The sequence below is a fragment of the Streptomyces sp. NPDC007189 genome, from assembly GCF_040703635.1.
Lineage (GTDB): Bacteria > Actinomycetota > Actinomycetes > Streptomycetales > Streptomycetaceae > Streptomyces.
In genome coordinates, this window is record NZ_JBEYEY010000016.1 from 163879 (window position 1) to 182908 (window position 19030).

Below are 19030 nucleotides of genomic sequence, written 5' to 3' on the forward strand. Positions count from 1 at the left end.
GACGAAGAAAGAGAACGACCGAGCCGACGAAGACAACGAAAGAGGGGGAACCACCATGAAGATCGTGTCCGCCGAGGTGATCGTCACCAGCCCGGGACGGAACTTCGTCACCTTGCGCATCACCACCGAGGACGGTGTGGTCGGTCTCGGTGACGCCACGCTCAACGGCCGCGAGCTGGCCGTCCGGACCTACCTCGACCAACACGTCGTACCCCTGCTCATCGACGGCGACGCCTCGCGCATCGAGGACACCTGGCAGTACCTCTACCGGGGCGCCTACTGGAGGCGCGGCCCCGTGACCATGGCCGCCATCGCGGCCGTGGACACCGCACTGTGGGACATCAAGGCCAAGTACGCGGGCATGCCCCTCTACCAGCTCCTCGGCGGTGCGTCCCGCGCCGGCGCCCTCGCCTACGGACACGCCTCCGGCCGCGACGTGCCCGAACTGCTCGACTCCATCCGCGCGCACCGGGAGCTGGGATACCGCGCCATCCGCATACAGACCGGCATCCCGGGCTTCGACTCGGTGTACGGCGTGGCCGCCTCCAGCGCCGGCGGCGGCGAACGGTACGACTACGAGCCCGCGCGCCGCACCGCCGGCAACCAGGCCCGGCCCACCGTGGAGATGTGGGACACGCGCGCCTACCTACGGCACCTGCCCGCCGTCTTCGAGGCCGTCCGGGCGGAGTTCGGCCCCGAACTGCCGCTGCTGCACGACGGACACCACCGGATGTCGCCGATCCAGGCCGCACGACTCGGCAAGGCGCTGGAACCGTACGACCTGTTCTGGCTGGAGGACGCCACCCCCGCGGAGGACCAGGCCGCCCTGCGCCTGATCAGGCAGCACACCACGACACCGCTGGCCATCGGCGAGGTCTTCAACTCCCCGTACGACTACACCACGCTGCTGAGCGAGCGGCTGATCGACTACGTGCGCTCCGCGGTGACCCACACCGGAGGCGTCACCGGGATGAAGAAGCTGCTCGATCTCGCGGCCGTCTACGGCGTCAGGTCCGGGATGCACGGCCCCACCGACATCTCCCCGGTGGGCATGGCCGCCGCCCTTCATCTGGACCTGGCGGTGCACAACTTCGGCATCCAGGAGTACATGCGGCACTCCGAGCGGACCCTTGAGGTCTTCCGCACCTCCTACCGTTTCGAGCAGGGTCTGCTGCATCCGTCCGACACACCGGGTCTGGGCGTCGACCTCGACGTCGAGGCGGCGGCCCACTTCCCCTACGAGCAGGCGTACTTGCCTGTCTGCCGGCTCCAGGACGGCACCATGCACGACTGGTGAGCCCGGGGGCCGGGCGCACTTCGTCAGAGCATCAGCAGCAGCCGTGTGTTCGGGACGAGCTTCCGGTTCACGCTGGTGCTCTGCACGAAGATCGTGAAGTCGTCGTTGTGGTCCGGCTTGATGCGCACCTCCACGTCCGGCAGGCCCAGCAGGGCTCGTGCCTCCGGCCCCGTGTACACCCGGTCCGTCTTCTTCTCCAGCACCGCGATCTGCTTGCGCGCCTGGATCTTCTCCGACTTGCTGAGCTGGTAGAACGCCCCACCCGTACGGTAGGTGTGCCCGCATTCGACGACCCAGTCCCGGATCGCCGCGTCACGAGTCACCGGGATCAGCTCATAGTGGGACGGCTCCGCCGGGGTGAGGCCGGCCGCCTTGATGGTGTCCTTGTTGACCGTCTCGGCCCCCGTGGAGAACACCGCTCGCGAGCCCCGGATGCCCCGGGTGCGGCCCACCATGAACTTCTCGGTGGCCTGCTGGATGACGTGCCCGGCCTCCTCAAGCCCCTGTGTGCTCGTGGCGTCCCAGATGGCGATGTTGTCCTTCGGGAAACCGCACCGCATGGCCTCGCGCTTGCCGACCTGGTCCGGCACGAGGACGGCCAGGGTCCAGTTGTCCTCCTGCGTCTCGATCATCTCGGCCACAGCCGCGACCAGTTCACGCGGATCCCTGGCAGGGGAGTCCGGGCAGCGATGGCTGGCGTTCTCCTGCCCGTCGGTGAGTATGAACGTCAGGAAGCTGTGGTCGCCGTACAGTTGAGCCGTCTGCGCCAGCTCGCGCTGTGACTTCAGCGCGGCCGCCAGCAGGGCCGTCATTCCACCGACCTGGTACAGCTGCTCCAGCGACGGCATCCGCAGCACGTCCTTGTCGTAGATGACGCACTCCACCGTGTCTGCGAAGACGTACACCGTGACGCGGGTTTCCTGGTCGAGCTCCCTCGATCGGCGGGCCAGGTACGCGATCTGCTGGTCGGCGACCTCGACGACCTTGCGGCTCAGATGCGACATGGACGAACTGGCATCCAGCACCAGGGCGACGTGATTGATGTAGTTCTGCTTACCGGACATGACAGCTCCCCCTCGTTCCGACTGGATGCTCCAACCCTCTCACGCACCACTGACAATCGATCTTGCTCGCAGACCTGGACGTGGCGGGGGAGCAGGCGTCGGTGGCGGGGGCAGGCGTCCTTCCGCGCCGTTGGTGCCACACCGGCTCGGTTCAGGAGACGAGCAGCACCCGCTCCTCGGATTGCTTGCTGTTGGCGCACTCGGTGTACGGATTCGGCGTATCGGTGGGCTGCTTTTCCTCGCACTTCCAGGGGGCGCCGTGCACGCTGACCGTGACGGGCGGCTGCTTTCCGCCCTTGACCGCCTTGCCGTACGCATCGGAGACCTGCTTGGCCGTGGCACACGCCGACTTGCCGGGGTGGGCCGTGACCACCTGAAGAGAGAGGTCGTTGAAGCCCCTGCCGCAGTCCACCGTCCTCGTCCGGCTGGACGGTGGTGCCGAGCTGTGCGCGGCTGAGAGACCGAGGCCACTGGCGCCCGTCAGGGCTGTCCCGCTCAGGACAAGAGCGGCCGCGGCAGGGATCGCGAGATAACGCATGAGGCTCTCCTTCCAGATGTGCCCCACAACAGTTTTCCGTTCCTCTCGGTCGACCCGATCTCAGTATCACCGCAATGGCCCATCGGCTCATCCGGAGTAGCCGCATCAGGTAGTCGAGGCGACAACACGGGATTGTCTCGCGGCGTCACACAGCTGCCCGGGCCTGCTGCGCACAGCAGGCCCGGGCAGGGTTCCGGGAGGTCAGCTGCCGCCCGTTTCGTCGTTGGGCGCTCCGGTCTCCGTGGCCGGGGGCGCTCCGGTGCCGGTTCCTCCGGTCTCCGTGGCGGTCGGCGACCCGGTCTGCGCACCTCCGGTCGCCGTCGCGGTCGGCGAGCTGGTCGGCGAGCTGGTGGTCGGCGAGCTGGTCGGCGAGCTGGGGCCCGACGTCGGCGACGTGTTGCCGGTCGACGGTGAGGTCGGTGACGTCGGGGAGACGGGCGGGCTCGTGGTCGGGCCCGGCGACGTCGTGGTCGGCTGCGGCAGCGACGGTACGACGATGACGGTCGGGGGGTTCTTCGGCGTGGGAACCTGCACGAGGATGATCACGACGACGTCGCGGCCGTTGTGGCGCTGGTGTCGCTTCCTCACCTCGTAGCAGCGGATCTTCTTCGGGTCCTTGTACGTCCGGTAGCACTTGATGACCTTGGCGCTGGGCGCGAGATCGGGTGCTTTGGAGGTCGCACCGGCGTCTGCTGCTGAGATGCCCCAGGCGCCGGCCACCAGGAAGGAGGAGGCCGTCACCGCGACACCGATTTTCCTGAGTTTGTTGTTCATGTACCCAAACTCCTGTTCGCGTTCGACGCGGGGACACACTCGAGCGTCGCGCGCGGTCCACGGAAGAACCAGAGGCAGAACAACCCAGCCGGTGTGGGGAGAACTACCCCTTTTCGGCGGGCTCCGCGGCCGTCATCCCGCCTTTCAGCGCAAGACGCGTCAGATCCGCCCGGCGGCGGTAACCGGTCTTGCTGTACAGCCGGTCCAGATGGGAATGCACGGTGTGCTCGCTGATGCTCAGTTCGGCGGCGATTTCCCGGTCGGTGGCACCGTTCGCGACGAGTTGCAGAATCTGCCGTTCACGGTCCGTGATGCGGAGCGGGGTGTGGTGAACGTCGCGGTCGCCGAAAAAGCTGGTGGAGAAATAGGAGCGTCCGGAGGCGACGGTGCTCAGCGCGGTCAGCAGCTCCTCTTCCCTCGCCCACTGACTCACATATCCCCGGGCCCCCGCCTCGATGAGCAGCACGAGGTCCGTCTGCGTCGCGGCGGCTGACAGCACGATCACCCGGCGGCCCTTCTGGTGCAGCTGGGTCACGATGTCGCAGACCTCCCGGACTTGGCCCCGCAGGTTGAGCAGGACCACCTCCGCCTCGCCGACCTCGTGCGGCGGTGTGCCGTTGCCGCCCGCCGCATGCAGCCGCTGCAGCTCCGGCGCATTGTCGACGACGTGGGTGAGGCCATGCAGAAGGAGCGGACAGTCGGAGACGACTGCTACGTACGTCGGTTCTCGGCTCATCCATTTTCCATGCATAGAGGGGCCGGCCAACGGAGGAGTCGGCTGGGCAACCAGGCAGACAACGGTGCTACCAGCATCCCGGGCTGGTGCCCTCACCCGCCCGCCGGACTGACCCATCCGGAGGCCTCGACGCCGACCGCCGCGCAGCGTACGCCGGACTGCGCACGCGAGGCCTACGACGCCCGGGCCGCCCAGGAGGCACACCCTTGTCCGCGTAAAGTTCAGGATCATGGAAGAGGCCGAGGAGAATCTGGCCCTGCTCGTATGAGGACAGGCCGAGCAGCGCGCCGCGCAAGGTGACCCCTCGTTCGTACGCGGGCTCGCCTCACAGCTGGCCGACCGGCATGCCGCCGCCCCGGAACAGGCGAGGGAGTACGAACGCCAACTCGCCCATGTCATACGCATACTCGCGCTCACCGTCTTCGACCGACGCGAGTGGGAGAAGCTGGAAGAACTGCGCGCCTGCCTCTTCCACGGGCTGCTGCTCCGCGGCGCGGACACCGGCACCCGCGGACCCCTGCGGGACTGGACTCATGTACGACCCGGCTGGCACCCCCTGGCCTGGCTCCCGACGCACCGCCGTGACTTCGAGGCCGACGCGAGATTCCCCAGCCGTTCCGTGCGCGGCTCCGCCGGCGGAGTGTCCTCCCCGTTGCCCACCACGGGCCGGCTGGACCCACCGACACCACGCTCGTCCGAACCGTCCGCCCTCCGGGACGTCGCCACCGTCGACGTCCACGAGACGATCGTCGCCGCCCCGCAGGCAGGCGGCTGGGGTGCCTGCGGGGCCTGGGTCTTCCTGCTGGACCACGCCATCACGCCTGAGCAGGTACCCGCCCTGCTGCCGGCCCTGCCCATGGCCTGCGTGGAAGGACTCGCCCCGACGGATCGTTTCGAGGTCGCGGTCCGCCCGATGGAAGAGGTCTGGCACCTGCTCTTCGAAACCGCCTCCATGGGAGGCATCCACACCTCGGGCGTACACGGTGCGTACGGAAGACTGTGGGCATGGCGTTCGATGGCGGGCCTCAGCGGCTCTCCGGCGGACGCCGACGCGCCGGAGGTGGAGCAGCAGGCCCGGCAGAGCACCTGGTTCCACTTCGAGGCCGACGCAGAGTGGTTCCACAACGACATCGGCTCCGACTACGGCATAGCCGCCCTCTCCCCGGACCGCCGCCGGATAGCCGTACTGGCGGCGACGGACACCGACTGAAAGCGCCGGCAGCCGTAGGCGCTGCCAGAGAGCGGCGGACGGCTTGGACGCCGTTCGCAGCCGTCGGTAGCGTGACCGCCGTGATGGTGGGCACTGAGGACACCCGGCTGGTGGTGCTGCGCGGCAACAGCGCCTCGGGGAAGTCGTCCGTCGCGCTCGGCCTTCGCGAGAGGTTCGGCCGCGGTCTGGCCCTGGTCGGCCAGGACAATCTGCGCCGTATCGTGCTGCGCGAGCGCGACCGGCCCGGAGCGGCGAACATCGGCTTGATCGACCTGACGGCCCGCTACGCCCTGGATGCCGGCTACCACGTCGTCGTCGAAGGCATCCTCTACGCCGACCGCTACGGCGACATGCTCGCGCGGTTGCGCGCCGACCACCGCGGCCCGAGCTACGCCTATTACCTGGACGTGCCCTTCGAGGAAACCCTCGCCCGGCACGCCACCAAGCCGATCGCCGATGATGTCAACGAGGCGCAGCTGCGCGACTGGTACCGGCCGCGCGACCTCCTGCCCGGCGGCGTCGAGACCGTCATCGGCGCCGACAGCGCCCTGCAGCGGACCATCGACCGCATCATGCACGACACCGGCCTGGCCCACCTGCCCGCACGGGACCTCTGACCGGGGCGCCGCGGCAGGCCCGTGAACCTCGGCGGCGCAGATACGACGCGACCGCCTGACCTTCCTCGGCGTGCCGGGACGTACCGGGTACGACCGGCAAGCTCACCCAGCCGGACCTCCTTCGTGAGTACGCCGTGCGCCCGTACGCGGAGACACGGGTGATCGCTCCTCCCTGACCAGGTCGCTCAGCCGTCGGCGACCTGCAAGGCCAGTGCGAAGTGCTCACCGTCCGTCCCTGCGAGCAGCTGTCGAAGAGCGGGGTGAGCCCGTTCACGGCTCCGCACTCGGCGTCGTGGTTCGTCCACCAACTGCACTCAGGTCGACGGCCGCGAGCCGGGCCAGGAACGCCGCGGCCTCGCCCGTCTCCACAGGTTCCAGAGCTGCGCAGATTTCCGGTACGGACAGCGGGGCGTACCCGCGCAGGAAGCGTCGCCAGGCCTCGTCCCCCGCGACCTCGGCCAGCAGCGCACGGATCCGGGCCGCCAGCTCCGGCAGGTCGGGATCCGGCGCGGTGAACCGCCCGGCCGCCACGTACACCCGCATCGGCGTGGACAGCTCCGCGATGCCCGCTTCCGGTTCCGCCAGGATCCCCGGTGACTTCACAGAGGGATTGTGCCGGACTGCCCCGCTCGCTTCCCGTCTCGGTGCCCGGCTTGATGGTCGTGCAGACAGAGTCCGGAACTCCACATGCCAGGACGTCTTACCGGGCCTGCCTCAGCGGACGCAGGACCGCCTCGCCGGCGCGCACGAGGGCGGAGAGCGGTGGTCCGGCCCAGTCGGTGAGGTCACGGGCGAAGCCGAGGTCCATTTCGATGACCACCTTGACGTACCGGGTGTCCAGCCGGGTCACTTTGGTGGAGGAGGCAGCGGGGGCTGTGGTGTCCGGCCGACGCTGCAGTGCGGCTCGATAGGTGTCCTTGCGCTGGTTCATGACCCGTCCTGACGGTTGATGAGTTCCTCGGCGAGATCCATGTACGCCGTGCCCTTCACCTTGACCGGGCTGCCGAAGGACTGGGAGTACAGGTCGAGCCGCGGGATATGGGTGGACAACACGTCGAAGCCCCGCTCGGTGAGGGCTTCGCGCGCGTCGGCGTCAGGACCGGTGCGCGTGGCGTCGGGGCGGTTCGTGCGGTTCAACAGGACGGCGGCGCGGGCCGGGAGGGAGCGCAGGGACTGCATGTCGTCCATTTCGCGGTCGATGGACGCCATGCGGTCCAGTTCGATCGGGGCCGGCGTCACGGGCACGATCCACTCGCTCGCGTAGCGCATGACGCCCCGGGCGATGTGGGCGTGGTCTTCCAGCTGCGGGGCGTCGAACACCACAGCCCGGCGATTGTCGAGAAAGTCGTTCACGCGCCGGTGTACGTCGCTCACCGGAAGGGCGAGCACGGGGAACGGAAATCCGCCCGCCAGTTCACTCCAGCGCAGGGCGGATGAGGCGGGATCGCTGTCCACAAGCAGCGGTGACAGACCCGATGCGTGGAGCGCGTGGGCCAGCCACACGGCACTGGTCGTCTTCCCCACCCCGGGCTTGAGGTTCACGAATGCATAGCTCAGCGGCACAGGAGCCGACGCTAACGGCCGAGCACCGGCGACTGTCCTTGACGCGGAGCAACCGCGCACGGTTCACCCTGAGGCGCCGCTGAATCACGCCCGCGGCCTAACCCGGCGAGATCGCTGTTCAGCCCCGGAAGGCCGGCCACGCCCGTTCATCAGGCACCTCGGGTCCCCGTGCCCCGCACCGGCTCCGTCTGCGTGAGCGAGGCACTGGCTGAGGCTGATCGAGGAACGCACCGGACGCCTGGACGTCCTCGTCAACAACGCCGCGATCACCGGCGGCATGCCACAGGAACCGGCCATGGTGGCCCCCGCGACAGTGCAGGCCGTCGTGGAGACGAACGTGGTCGGAGTCATCCGCGTCACCAACGCGATGCTGCCGCTCATCCCACGACGCCCCGGACGCACCATGGGCGGCCGATCCCCCTGGGAAATGATCAGCCAAAGACGGGGTCCCCGTCCCGCCCCCCGCTGCGGTCGGTGAGGTGTCCTTGAGCGGTTGGTGGCACCGTGCCTGGGCACTCTTCGGCCATGGAGGACAGCCGGCCGACCCGCCCAGCGACCCGCGCCTTCGTCCTGGGAGGCGGCGGTGCGCTCGGCGCCTACGAGGTCGGCATGCTCAAGGCGCTGTTCGCCGCCGGCGTGCACCCGGATCTCGTCGTCGGCACCTCCGTCGGTGCGATCAACGGCGCCGCCGTCGCGGCCGACCCCTCGGCCGCGTCGGTGACCCGGCTCGCCGACCTGTGGACCGGCCTGGGACGCGCCGGCGTGTTCTCCGGATCGCTGCTCGGACGGCTGGGCACCGCCGTGCGCAGCGGCACCCACCTGTACCAGCCCACACCGCTGCGCGAACTGCTCTCCTCCCACCTTCCGGTCACTCGTATCGAGGATCTGGCCCTGTCGTTCCAGTGCGTCGCGGCGAACATCGAGCGGGCCGCCGAGCACTGGTTCGCCGCCGGGCCGCTGGTGGACGCCGTGCTGGCCTCGTGCGCGGTGCCCGGGCTGCTGCCGCCCGTACGGCTCGACGGCGAGCACTTCGTCGACGGTGGCCTGGTCAACAGCATCCCCGTGGGCCGCGCGGTGGCCCTGGGCGCGACCGAGGTCTACGTCCTGCAGGTCGGCCGTGTCGAGCGACCCCTCTCCCCGCCGCGGGCTCCGTGGCAGGTGGCACTGGTGGCGTTCGAGATCGCTCGCCGGCACCGGTTCGCCCGCGACATGGCCGACCTGCCGCCCGGCGTCACGGTCCGCGTGCTGCCGTCGGGCTCGGGCCCCGAGGAGGGCACGGCCACCCTCCGGCAGCTGCGCTACCGCACTTTCGGCCGGACCGCCGAGCGCATCGAGCGTGCCTACGCTGCCTCCTCCCGGTACCTCGAGACCGCTCTGAACGCAGCCGACGACGCGCCATGAGCGTCACGGCCGTACACCGAAGACGCGCGACGAGGCTGACCGGCGTCGTGGTCACCGTGCTGCGCCGTACGACCACCACCGCGCTGCTGCTCGCGCTCGTCCCCACGGTGGCCGCGCTCCTGGTCGCCGCGGGCGTGCTCTGCGCGCCGGTCTCGCTCGCCACGCGCGGCCCGTGGAGACCGGTCCGGATCGCCGCCTTCGCCCTCGTGTACCTCCTGGTGGACCTGTCTCGGGCTGGTGGCCGCCGCCGGTCTGTGGGTGCGACGGCTGCCCGACCGGCGCAACCGCCGGGAGCGTCGCACCGCGGACGCGTTCGCCCTGCTGGAGAGGCTGCTACGGCTGCTGCGACGCGCCGGAGAACGGGTCTTCGGGCTCCGGGTGGAGGTGACGCCCCCGCTGCCGGGCGAGAAGGGACACACGGCCGGGCCCGTCCTGATCCTGGCGCGGCACGCCGGGGTCGGCGACTCCTTCCTGCTGCTTCAGACCTTGCTCAGCCAGGCCGGACTGCGTCCCCACACGGTCCTGAAGCGGACCCTGCGCGCGGACCCCGCTCTCGACGTCCTCATCGGACGGGTCCCGCACTGCTTCCTTCCACCCCGCCGCGGCCAGGCGGCTCAGGAGGCGATCGCGGAGCTGGCGGCCGGGCTCGGCCCGGGCGACGCCCTGGTGATCTTTCCGGAGGGCGGCAACTTCACGCCGCGCCGCCGCCGACGCGTGATCGCCTCGCTGCGCCGCCGGGGCCTGCCGCGCCGGGCGTCCCGCGCCGAACGGATGCACCATGTGCTGCCGCCCCAGGACACCGGCGCGCTCGCCACACTCGCCGCCGCGCCCACAGCGGACGTCGTCTTCGTCGCCCACACCGGCCTCGACGTCCTGCACTCGACCCGCACCGTGTGGAGCCGGCTGCCGCTGCGGGAGAGCGTGCGGGCACGCTGGTGGTGCATCCCCGCACACCGCGTCCCCCCGGACGACGCCGCCCGCAGCGAGTGGCTGCTCGCCCAGTGGACGAGCGTCGACCACTGGATCGCCACCCACGCCAACCCGGGCGCGACACACGCGTGAGGTACGGCGACGTCGGCGGCCGACGCCTGGAGCGCGCCGCTGGGCCGCTGCTGATAACCAGTGGCGTCTCCATGGACGCGCCCCATAGCTTCTGCACACGTGACCGACGATCCGAGGACACCCCCGAAACGACGCGACCTCGGCCGGGTGTTCAACGAGGTACCCGAGCTCTACGACCGGGTCCGCCCGGGATACCCCGGCGAACTGTTCGCGGACCTCTGTGCCCTCACCGGCCTGGACGAGAGGTCGTCGGTGCTGGAGGTCGGCTGCGGCACCGGTCAGGCGACGCGCCCGCTGGCAGCGCTGGGATGCTCGGTGACAGCCGTCGAGCCGGGATCGGCCATGGCCACACTCGTGCGTCGGCGGATCGCCTCCCTCCCCAACGTCGAAGTCGAGACATCGACGTTCGAGGAGTGGGACGACCGCGGCCGGCATTTCGACGTTCTCGTGGCCGCGTCGTCGTGGCACTGGGTCGACCCGTCGATCGGCTGGCAGCGGGCGTACGACGTGCTCCATCCGGGAGGCTGGATGGCGCTGCTCGGCAACGTCGTTGTCCGCCGGCCGGGAGAGCCGGAGGTCTACGCCGAGACCGCCGACCTCCACGAGCGATTCTGCCCGGGGAACCCCGACTGGGGTCATCCGCCGCTGGAGGACGACGTGCGCGCCACCGACGAAGGATGGGGCCTGGTCGACGATCCCGGAGCACTGTTCGGCCCGACGATCGTGCGCTGGTATCCCACCGTCCAGTGGTTCGACGGAGCCGGTTTCGCCGATCTCCTCCGCTCGACATCCCTGTATCGCACGCTTGACGGCGATGTCCGCGAGCCCCTGCTGGACGCCATCGCCGAGCGCATCCGCACCCGGATGGGCGACCGAGTACCGCGCCGTTACCTCAGCGTCTTGCGTGTCGGCCAGCGCGCGTGAGTGAGGCCGGGCGACGAGACGGACGCGCGCTGATTCCAGCCGGTGATTCGGACGATCCGTGCTGTGAGTCCGCCGAGGCATGGCCGTCGGCGGGGGAGCGACGGCCATGGCCTTGCGCGGCGACGCCTTGCGCCGAGTTCACCAGCTGATGCCGGCCGCCACCGGCAGGTGGTCGCTCCCCGTGGCCGGCAGTAGCCAGGAGCTGTCCGGGCTCACGCCCTTGACCAGGATCTGGTCGATCCGGGCCAGCGGGAACCGGGCGGGCCAGGTGAAGCCGAAGCCGCTCCCGGCGGCGTCCTGCGTCGAGCGCAGGTGCGAGGTGAGGGCGGCGAAGGCGCGGTCGTCCGTGGTGCCGTTCAGGTCGCCGAGCAGCACCACCCGCTTGCTGGGATCGGCGGCGATGGCCTTGTCGAGCGTCCGCGCGCTCCTGTCCCGCGAGGCGGTCCAATAGCCCGTTCTGGGAGTCACCCTGACGGATCCCAGATGCGCCACGTACACCGTCAGCGGGCCGTGACTCGTGGAGACCGTGGTGCGCAGCGCCCGGTTCGAGGCCATCTTGGCGTCGGCCGGTTTGGCGGCCGCCAGCGGCCCGTAGTCCACGATGTCGATCGGCTGGGTGTCCGACAGCGGCAGCTTGCTCCACAGCCCGACCGTGCCCTGCACCGTGTGGTACGGGTAAGCCTTCGCCAGCTCCTTCTCGTACGTGCCCGTGGCCTGCGGGGTCAGCTCCACCAGGGCCAGCACGTCCGCGCCGGAGGCGGCCAGGTCGCGGGCGGTGCGGGCCGGGTCGGGGTTGTCGGCGTTGACGTTCTGTTCGGCCACGGTGAGGTCGCTGCCCGGGTGGGACTTGTCGCCGAGCAGCCCGCCGAACAGGTTCAGCCACACCACGACCGGCAGCAGGAGCGCGACGACCGCGGATGCGGAGCGGCGCCACAGGGCCCCGGCCAGCAGCACGGGGATGAACAGGCCGAACCACGGCAGGAACGTCTCCACCAGGCTGCCGGCGTTCCCGATGCCCCGGTTCGGGATCTTCGCGTGCAGCAGCAGGAGCAGCCCGAGCAGCAGCGCAAGCGCCGCGAGCACCGGGCCCCGCTTCCAGGGGCCCGGCCGGGAGGCGGCGCGCATCGTCCGGCGGATGCGCATGCGCCAGGCCCCGGCGCCACCAGCCCTGCGGTCGGCGCCGCCCTGCGCGGCCTCCGCCGTGTCCGCCTGCGTCATCGTCACTCCTCGCCCACCGCCGGTCACTGCTGGGTCCTGGGGTCCATGTCTTCCGACGGGAAGGAGCCGGCGAAGCCGGTGGGGCGTTGTTCGTCCTGATGGCGCTGCTTGGTCATGTCGCCAGTCAAGGCGGCCTGGCGTTGCCGGGGGGTATCCGGTTTCCGATACGTCGGCGATATGTGCCGGCTTGTAGCATCACATGCATGCGTGTGTTGATCGTCGAGGACGAACCCTATATGGCAGAAGCCATTCGCGACGGCCTGCGCCTGGAAGCGATCGCGGCCGATATCGCGGGAGACGGCGACACCGCTCTGGAACTGCTGAGCAGCAACGCCTACGACATCGCCGTCCTCGACCGCGATATACCCGGACCTTCCGGTGACGAGATCGCCAAACGCATCGTCTCCTCCGGAAGCGGCATGCCGATTCTCATGCTCACCGCGGCCGACCGTCTCGACGACAAGGCCTCCGGATTCGAACTCGGCGCCGACGACTACCTCACCAAGCCTTTCGAACTCCGCGAACTCGCGCTCAGGCTCCGGGCACTCGACCGCAGACGCGCCCACCACAGGCCTCCCGTGCGAGAGATCGCGGGGCTGCGGCTGGACCCGTTCCGCAGAGAGGTCTACCGGGACGGCCGCTACGTCGCGCTGACCAGAAAGCAGTTCGCGGTGCTCGACGTCCTCGTCGCCGCCGAAGGCGGTGTCGTCAGCGCCGAGGAACTCCTGGAACGCGCGTGGGACGAGAACGCCGACCCGTTCACCAATGCCGTGCGCATCACGGTCTCGGCCTTGCGCAAGCGGCTCGGCGAACCCTGGATCATCGCCACCGTGCCAGGCGTCGGCTACCGCATCGAAACGCCGCCGGAACGCGAGGGAGCCGGGCGTGGATAGGGCACCCGGGTTGAGCGTGCGCGCCAAACTCACCCTCAGCTATGCCGGATTCCTCATGCTCGCCGGCGCTCTTCTGCTCGCGGCGGTGTGGGTTTTTCTTCTGCGTTACGTCCCCGAGCGTGCGCTCATCGTGCCCTCCGGCACCCCGACTCATGGTGTTTTTCCCGTCCGGTCCAACCTCTTGCGCGTTTTCGCTCCGAGGGCAGCCGCGGTGCTGGCATTCCTGCTGGCATTCGGTCTCCTGGGGGGATGGATTCTCGCCGGGCGTATGCTCGCCCCCTTGACCCGCATCACGGATGCCACCCGGCTGGCGACGAACGGATCACTTTCCCACCGGATCCGGCTACCGGGCCGCAAGGACGAGTTCCGCGAACTCGCCGACGCCTTCGACGCGATGCTCGCCCGGCTCGAAGCGCACGTCGCCGAACAGAAGAGATTCGCCGCCAACGCCTCGCACGAGCTGCGCACACCACTGGCGATCTCCAAGGCACTTCTCGACGTGGCCCGCACCGATCCGGACCGCGACACCGGTGAAATCATCGACCGCCTCCACACCGTCAACGCCCGAGCGATCGACCTCACCGAGGCACTGCTCCTGCTCAGCCGCGCCGAACAGCGGTCCTTCACCCGGGAACCCGTCGACCTGTCCCTGATGGCGGAAGAAGCCACCGAGACGCTCCTCCCCCTCGCGGAGAAGCACGGCGTCACCGTCGAGACCGGCGGAGACATCGCCCCCACGACCGGATCGCAGGCGCTCCTGCTGCAGCTGACCACGAACCTGGTCCACAACGCGATCGTCCACAACCTGCCGGAACAGGGCACCGTGTGGGTCAGCACCAGCGTCCGCCCCAAGACCGTCGTCCTCACCGTCGAGAACACCGGCGAAAAGCTCACCCCGCAACAGGTCTCCACACTCGCCGAACCGTTCCAGCGCGGCACCGAGCGCATACACACCGACCACGCAGGCGTCGGCCTCGGCCTGGCGATCGTCAAGACCATCACCGACGCACACGACGGGACACTCACCCTCGCACCGCGCGCCGCCGGCGGGCTTCGCGTCACGGTGGAACTCCCGCGAGAGCACTGAGGGCAGCGGCCTCACAACACCCCGCCGCTGATCCACTCACCGGCCCCCTCAGAAACCGCCTGCGTACTGGGACGCCAGCCCAGCTCGGGGGCGATCAGATGGCGGACGTCGTGCAGGATCTGCTCGTACTCCGCCCGGTGGAACTCGTACGGCAGCTCCAGACGCAGCTCCGACACCTGCGCGAGTACGGGATCGGCCGTCAGCTGTTCCAGGATCTGTTCCGCGGTTCCGACCACGTCCGGCGCGAACAGGACCGGCTTGCGTCCCGGCGCCGCCGGTGTCTGCGGTTTCAGGGTGCGTGCCTGCCGACCGGCCGCGTAGGCGCGGTAACGGGCCCGGGTGGCCGTGTCCGCGGAGTCCAGGGGCACGATCACCCGCCCCAGCGCCACCCGTGAGGACCGGTCGCCCGCGAGGTGGCGCCGGTACTCGGCCAGCAGGTTGGACTGGGCCGTGGCGAAATCGTCGGTGCCCTCGGCGGAGACGATGTTGCCGGTCAGCAGGTGGTGACCGTTCTCGGCGGCCCACCGCACCGAGCGCAGACTGCCTCCGCCGTACCAGATCCGCTCCACCAGAGCGGGGTTGTGCGGCTGCAGCCGCGGCCGCTGGGTGGTGCCGGGCGACTGGATCACGGTGTCGGGGCCGCCGAGGTAGTCGCCGCGCAGGTGGTCGACGAGGCGGGCGATCCTGCCGTACGCCAGGTCGAAGCCACGCCAGTGGCCGTCGTACACCAGGTCGCCGAGCAGTTCGGCGTGCGGCATGCCGGTGCTGAAACCGGCCTGGAGGCGGCCGCGGGACAGCACGTCGGCCAGGGCGAGGTCTTCGGCCAGGCGGAACGGGCTCTCGTACCCGATGGGGATGACCGCGGTGCCCAGCTCGATCCGCTCGGTGCGCTGCCCGGCCGCGGCGAGGAACACCGCGGCGGAGCCGACGCCGTGCTCGAGGTGACGCTGCCTGATCCACGCCCCGTCATAGCCGAGCCGTTCGCCGTATGCGAACAGCTGGAGGGTCTCCTCCAGACCGGTGTAGGGGTCGTCGTCGGCGAAGTTGCCCGGCGTGAGAAAGGCCAGCGAGGTGATCGCGGGAGTGCTCATGACGCCGCTCCTCGGCTCGTGGTGGTCTCGGTGGCGGGGGAGGGGACTCGGCCGCCGGGGATCGCCGCGAGCAGCTCGCGGGTGTAGGCGTGGCGGGGCTCGGTGAAGAGGTGCTCGGGCGGTCCCGTCTCGACGATGCGGCCGGCCCGCATGACCGCGACCTGGTGGGCGATCTGGCGTACGACGGCCAGGTCGTGTGAGATGAACAGGTACGCCACCCCGGTGTCCGCCTGCAACTCGGCGAGCAGTTCCAGGACTTGGGCCTGGACGGACACGTCGAGCGCGGAGACGGGCTCGTCGCAGACCACCAGGTCGGGGGAGAGGACGAGGGCGCGGGCGATGGCCACGCGCTGGCGCTGCCCGCCCGACAGCTCCGCCGGGCGGCGGTCCAGGGTCGAGGCGGGGAGGGCCACCCGGTCGAGGAGTTCGCGGGCCCGGGCGAGCCGGGAGGCGCGGTCGCCGACCTTGAAGGCCCGCAGCGGCTCGGTGATCACCTCGGCTATGGAGAAGCGCGGATCGAGCGAGGCGTAGGGGTTCTGGTAGACGAGCTGTGCGCGGCGGCGCAGCTGCCTGGCCTGTGCGCCCCTGGCGGTGGTGACGTCGGCGCCGTCGAACAGGACCTGGCCGGCACTCGCGTCGGTGAGACGGAGCACCATGCGGGCGGTGGTGGACTTCCCGGAGCCCGATTCGCCGACCAGCGCGAGGGTCTGCCCGCGGTGCAGGGTGAAGCTGACGCCGTCGACGGCGCGCAGGGTCCGGTTCTCGCCCGCGGTGCGGGGCAGCCTGAACTCCTTGACCAGATGGCGTGCTTCGACCAGTGGCGGGGCGTCCGGCGAGGGCGCGGGGAGCGGGACACGGTGCCTGGCGGTGGTCAGGCTCGGGGCGGCGGCCAGCAGGTGCCGGGTGTAGGCGTGCCGGGGGCCGGCCAGGACGTCGGCGGTCGGGCCGGCCTCGACGACCTTGCCCTGCGACATCACCACCAGGCGCTGGGCCCGATCGGCGGCGACCCCGAGGTCGTGGGTCACCAGCAGGACGGCGGTGCCCGACTCCTCGCTCAGGGACTGCAGATGGTCGAGGATGACGCGTTGCACGGTGACGTCGAGCGCGCTGGTCGGCTCGTCGGCGATGATCAACTGGGGTCGTGCGGCGATGGCGATGGCGATCAGCGCGCGTTGCCGCATGCCGCCGGACAGTTCGTGCGGGTACTGCCGGGCCCGCAGGGCCGCGTCGGGCAGTCCGGCCCGGTCCAGGACGTCGATCGCCTCGGCGGCGGCCGAGCGCCGGGTCGCCAGACCGTGGATCCGCAGCACTTCGGCGACCTGGTCGCCGATCCGCATGACCGGGTTGAGCGAGACGGCCGGGTCCTGGGGGACCAGCCCGATCCGCGCTCCGCGCACGGTCCGCAGTTCCGCCTCGGACAGCGTGGCGAGGTCGTGCCGGCCGAAGCGGATCGTGCCGGCGTCGATGACGCCGTTCGGAGGCAGCAGCCGGGTGATCGCGTGCGCGGTCGTGCTCTTGCCGGAGCCGGACTCGCCGACCACCGCGGTCACCTGCCCCGGCCACACGTCGAGGTCGACTCCGCGGACGGCCGCGACGGCGCCGCCCCGGGTGCGGTACGACACGGACAGGCCGCGTACGTGCAAGACAGGTGTGGTCACGTCTTCACCGGTTTCGGATGCGTCGTTCATGGCTGCCGGGACCATTCGCCGTCCAGGGCCCGCGCGATGCGGTTGGTGGCCAGGACGGTCGCGGCGATCGCCAGTCCGGGCAGCGCGGTCAGCCACCAGGCGTTGGCGAGGTAGTTGCGGCCGTCGGAGATCAGCGTGCCCCACTCCGGGGCCGGCGGAGGCGCCCCGTAGCCGAGGAAGCTCAGCGCCGACACGGCCAGGATGGAGGCGCCGAAGTCGAGGGTGGCCAGCACGATCACCGGGCCCGCGGCGCCCGGCAGCACATGCCGGCCCAGCACCGAGTACCAGCGCGCCCCGCTCGCGCGCGAGGCCTCCACGAAGACCGCCTGCCGCACCCGGAGGACCTCCGAGCGCGCCACCCGGGCGAAACCGGCGACACTGGCGATGCCGACCGCGACCGCCACCTTCACCGTCCCGTAGCCCAGCGCGGTGACGAGCGCCAGGGACAGAAACAGCGCCGGGATCGACAGCAGTACGTCGACGAAGCGCATCAGCACGTCGTCCACCCAGCGGCCCACGAACCCGGCGACCACCCCGAGCAGGCCGCCGACCACGAACGCGACCAGCACCGCGATCAGCGTGGCCTGCAACGACAGTTGGGCGCCGTGGACGACACGGGAGAACACGTCGCGGCCCAGCTCGTCGGTGCCGAACCAGTGCGCGCCGCTCGGGCCGCGGAAGTTCTGTGAGGGAACGCCCTTGAGCGGATCCTGCGAGGTGAACAGCCCCGGCCGGAACGAGGCCAGCACGACCAGGACGAGCACGAGGACCGACAGCAGCAGGCCGGGGCGGCGTACGAGGAACCGCAGCACCCGCCGTACGTCGATGCGGCGGCCCGGCTCCGGGCCGGTGACCGCCTCGACCGGCCGGGCGAGGCCGAGGGCGGTGTCGTCGACAAGGCTCTGACTCATGCGAAGCTCGCCCTTCTGTCCGAGGAGACCGCGATCCGCGGGTCCAGCAGCGGATAGACGAGGTCGACAAGGAGGTTCGTGGCCACGAAGATCAGGGCTCCGAACACCACCACCCCTTGGACCAGCGGAATGTCCTGGGCCGTGACCGCAGCGGCGGTCACCCGGCCCAGCCCGTCACGGGAGAACACCGTCTCGACCACCACGGACCCGGCGATCAGCTGCCCGACCAGCAGGCCGACGACCGTGAGCGCGGGCAGAGAGGCGTTGCGCAGCGCGTGCCGCAGATGCACGCGCCACCGGCCGGCCCCCTTGGCCCGTGCCGTCTCCACATACGCCTGGTCGAGCGCGGTGAGCAGGCTCTTGGCGAGTACCTGGGCGATCTGCGCGCCGGTCGGGACCGCCAGCGTCACGGCCGGCAGGACCAGGCCGCGCAGCCCGTCGTTGCCGAACGCCGGGAACCAGCGCAGCCGGAAGGAGAACGTCTCCACGAGCAGCAGTCCCACCCAGAACGTCGGGACGGACACGCCCAGCGGAGGCAGCGACAGCAGCAGGTGCCGCAGCGACCGCCGCGCCGTGCAGGTCGCCAGGACCGCCAGTCCGCCGCCGAGGAGCACGGCGAGCAGCAGCGCCGCACCGGTCAGCTCAAGTGTCTGCGGCAGGGCGTCGGCCAGCGTCGAGGACACCGGCCGGCCGGTGGACACCGAGTCGCCGAAGTCCCCGCGGACCGCACGGCCCAGATACTCGGCGTACTGCACCAGCACCGGCTTGTCGAAGCCGTACTCGTGCCGCAGGGCCGCGAGCTGCGCCGGATCGACCTGCCCCGAGTCCATGCCGGCGCCGGCCATGGCGGTGACCGGGTCACCGGGCAGGCAGTCCAGCACCAGGAACGACACCGTGTACGCCGCCCACAGCACGCCGACCGCCTGCGCGAGCCGTTTGATCACATAGCGGCGCAT

Annotated in this window: 20 protein-coding genes and 1 pseudogene; 9 read left to right on the forward strand and 12 right to left on the reverse strand. The window is 70.4% G+C overall.

The window, feature by feature from the left end; all coding sequences use genetic code 11:
• Positions 1 to 55 precede the first annotated feature (55 nt).
• Positions 56 to 1297 (forward strand): D-mannonate dehydratase ManD, encoded by a 1242-nt coding sequence (manD, locus tag AB0950_RS29625; RefSeq protein WP_360151780.1) that lies wholly within the window; start codon positions 56 to 58, stop codon positions 1295 to 1297.
• Between the two features lie 23 nt (positions 1298 to 1320).
• On the opposite strand, the gene AB0950_RS29630 is transcribed toward manD, so the two are convergent.
• From AB0950_RS29630 to AB0950_RS29645, 4 genes are all read right to left on the reverse strand, one after another.
• A complete protein-coding gene (locus tag AB0950_RS29630) occupies positions 1321 to 2361 on the reverse strand; it encodes a vWA domain-containing protein (protein WP_360569691.1) in 1041 nt (346 codons plus the stop codon).
• 151 nt (positions 2362 to 2512) lie between these two features.
• Positions 2513 to 2899 carry a hypothetical protein gene (locus AB0950_RS29635; RefSeq protein WP_360151786.1) on the reverse strand — a complete coding sequence of 129 codons (387 nt, stop codon included), beginning with the start codon at positions 2897 to 2899 and terminating at the stop codon, positions 2513 to 2515.
• A gap of 201 nt (positions 2900 to 3100) precedes the next feature.
• Positions 3101 to 3673: a hypothetical protein gene (locus AB0950_RS29640; RefSeq protein WP_366779788.1), complete on the reverse strand. Its 573-nt coding sequence runs from the start codon at positions 3671 to 3673 to the stop codon at positions 3101 to 3103.
• A 103-nt stretch (positions 3674 to 3776) separates the two neighbouring features.
• Positions 3777 to 4409: a response regulator transcription factor gene (locus AB0950_RS29645; protein ID WP_360151792.1), complete on the reverse strand. Its 633-nt coding sequence runs from the start codon at positions 4407 to 4409 to the stop codon at positions 3777 to 3779.
• A gap of 331 nt (positions 4410 to 4740) precedes the next feature.
• On the opposite strand from AB0950_RS29645, the gene AB0950_RS29650 reads away from it, so the two are divergent.
• Positions 4741 to 5619 (forward strand): DUF6183 family protein, encoded by an 879-nt coding sequence (locus tag AB0950_RS29650; protein ID WP_360152082.1) that lies wholly within the window; start codon positions 4741 to 4743, stop codon positions 5617 to 5619.
• An 83-nt stretch (positions 5620 to 5702) separates the two neighbouring features.
• On the forward strand, positions 5703 to 6236 hold the full coding sequence (locus tag AB0950_RS29655; protein ID WP_360152085.1) for an AAA family ATPase: 534 nt from the start codon (positions 5703 to 5705) through the stop codon (positions 6234 to 6236).
• Between the two features lie 270 nt (positions 6237 to 6506).
• Here AB0950_RS29655 and AB0950_RS29660 read toward each other — a convergent pair whose 3' ends face one another.
• The 3 genes from AB0950_RS29660 to AB0950_RS29670 all read right to left on the reverse strand — a co-directional run bounded on the left by AB0950_RS29660 (position 6507) and on the right by AB0950_RS29670 (position 7799).
• Complete coding sequence (locus AB0950_RS29660; protein WP_366779790.1) at positions 6507 to 6839, reverse strand: hypothetical protein; 333 nt, start codon at positions 6837 to 6839, stop codon at positions 6507 to 6509.
• A 97-nt stretch (positions 6840 to 6936) separates the two neighbouring features.
• Entirely contained in the window at positions 6937 to 7167 is a 231-nt protein-coding gene (locus tag AB0950_RS29665; protein WP_360569685.1) for a hypothetical protein, read from the reverse strand.
• Entirely contained in the window at positions 7164 to 7799 is a 636-nt protein-coding gene (locus AB0950_RS29670) for a ParA family protein (RefSeq protein WP_366779791.1), read from the reverse strand. The genes AB0950_RS29665 and AB0950_RS29670 overlap by 4 nt, the downstream gene beginning before the upstream one ends.
• 211 nt (positions 7800 to 8010) lie before the next feature.
• Between AB0950_RS29670 and AB0950_RS29675 the strand changes: the two are divergent.
• From AB0950_RS29675 to AB0950_RS29690, 4 genes and pseudogenes are all read left to right on the forward strand, one after another.
• A pseudogene (locus AB0950_RS29675) lies at positions 8011 to 8193 on the forward strand (SDR family NAD(P)-dependent oxidoreductase); the annotation flags it as partial.
• Between the two features lie 131 nt (positions 8194 to 8324).
• Positions 8325 to 9200 carry a patatin-like phospholipase family protein gene (locus tag AB0950_RS29680; protein ID WP_360151804.1) on the forward strand — a complete coding sequence of 292 codons (876 nt, stop codon included), beginning with the start codon at positions 8325 to 8327 and terminating at the stop codon, positions 9198 to 9200.
• A 237-nt stretch (positions 9201 to 9437) separates the two neighbouring features.
• Positions 9438 to 10262, forward strand: a complete 825-nt coding sequence (locus AB0950_RS29685; protein ID WP_366779792.1) for a 1-acyl-sn-glycerol-3-phosphate acyltransferase — start codon at positions 9438 to 9440, stop codon at positions 10260 to 10262.
• Positions 10263 to 10361: 99 nt separating this feature from the next.
• Positions 10362 to 11186, forward strand: a complete 825-nt coding sequence (locus AB0950_RS29690) for a class I SAM-dependent methyltransferase (RefSeq protein WP_366779794.1) — start codon at positions 10362 to 10364, stop codon at positions 11184 to 11186.
• A 138-nt stretch (positions 11187 to 11324) separates the two neighbouring features.
• Here the strand turns inward: AB0950_RS29690 and AB0950_RS29695 are convergent, their stop codons facing one another.
• Positions 11325 to 12311, reverse strand: coding sequence for an endonuclease/exonuclease/phosphatase family protein (locus AB0950_RS29695; protein WP_366779835.1), 987 nt, complete (start codon positions 12309 to 12311; stop codon positions 11325 to 11327).
• 296 nt (positions 12312 to 12607) lie between these two features.
• On the opposite strand from AB0950_RS29695, the gene AB0950_RS29700 reads away from it, so the two are divergent.
• A complete protein-coding gene (locus tag AB0950_RS29700; RefSeq protein ID WP_366779795.1) occupies positions 12608 to 13297 on the forward strand; it encodes a response regulator transcription factor in 690 nt (229 codons plus the stop codon).
• Positions 13298 to 13307: 10 nt separating this feature from the next.
• The gene (locus tag AB0950_RS29705) at positions 13308 to 14384 is read left to right on the forward strand and encodes a HAMP domain-containing sensor histidine kinase (protein ID WP_360151816.1); all 1077 of its coding nucleotides are present in this window, start codon (positions 13308 to 13310) and stop codon (positions 14382 to 14384) included.
• Positions 14385 to 14395: 11 nt separating this feature from the next.
• Here AB0950_RS29705 and AB0950_RS29710 read toward each other — a convergent pair whose 3' ends face one another.
• From AB0950_RS29710 to AB0950_RS29725, 4 genes are read right to left on the reverse strand one after another with little or no spacing between them, the layout of a single operon-like run.
• Entirely contained in the window at positions 14396 to 15475 is a 1080-nt protein-coding gene (locus AB0950_RS29710; RefSeq protein WP_360151819.1) for an LLM class flavin-dependent oxidoreductase, read from the reverse strand.
• Entirely contained in the window at positions 15472 to 17163 is a 1692-nt protein-coding gene (locus tag AB0950_RS29715) for an ABC transporter ATP-binding protein (RefSeq protein WP_360151822.1), read from the reverse strand. Before AB0950_RS29715 ends, AB0950_RS29710 begins: the two co-directional genes overlap by 4 nt.
• A complete protein-coding gene (locus tag AB0950_RS29720; RefSeq protein ID WP_360151825.1) occupies positions 17160 to 18074 on the reverse strand; it encodes an ABC transporter permease in 915 nt (304 codons plus the stop codon). Before AB0950_RS29720 ends, AB0950_RS29715 begins: the two co-directional genes overlap by 4 nt.
• Positions 18071 to 19030: an ABC transporter permease gene (locus AB0950_RS29725; protein WP_360151828.1), complete on the reverse strand. Its 960-nt coding sequence runs from the start codon at positions 19028 to 19030 to the stop codon at positions 18071 to 18073. Before AB0950_RS29725 ends, AB0950_RS29720 begins: the two co-directional genes overlap by 4 nt.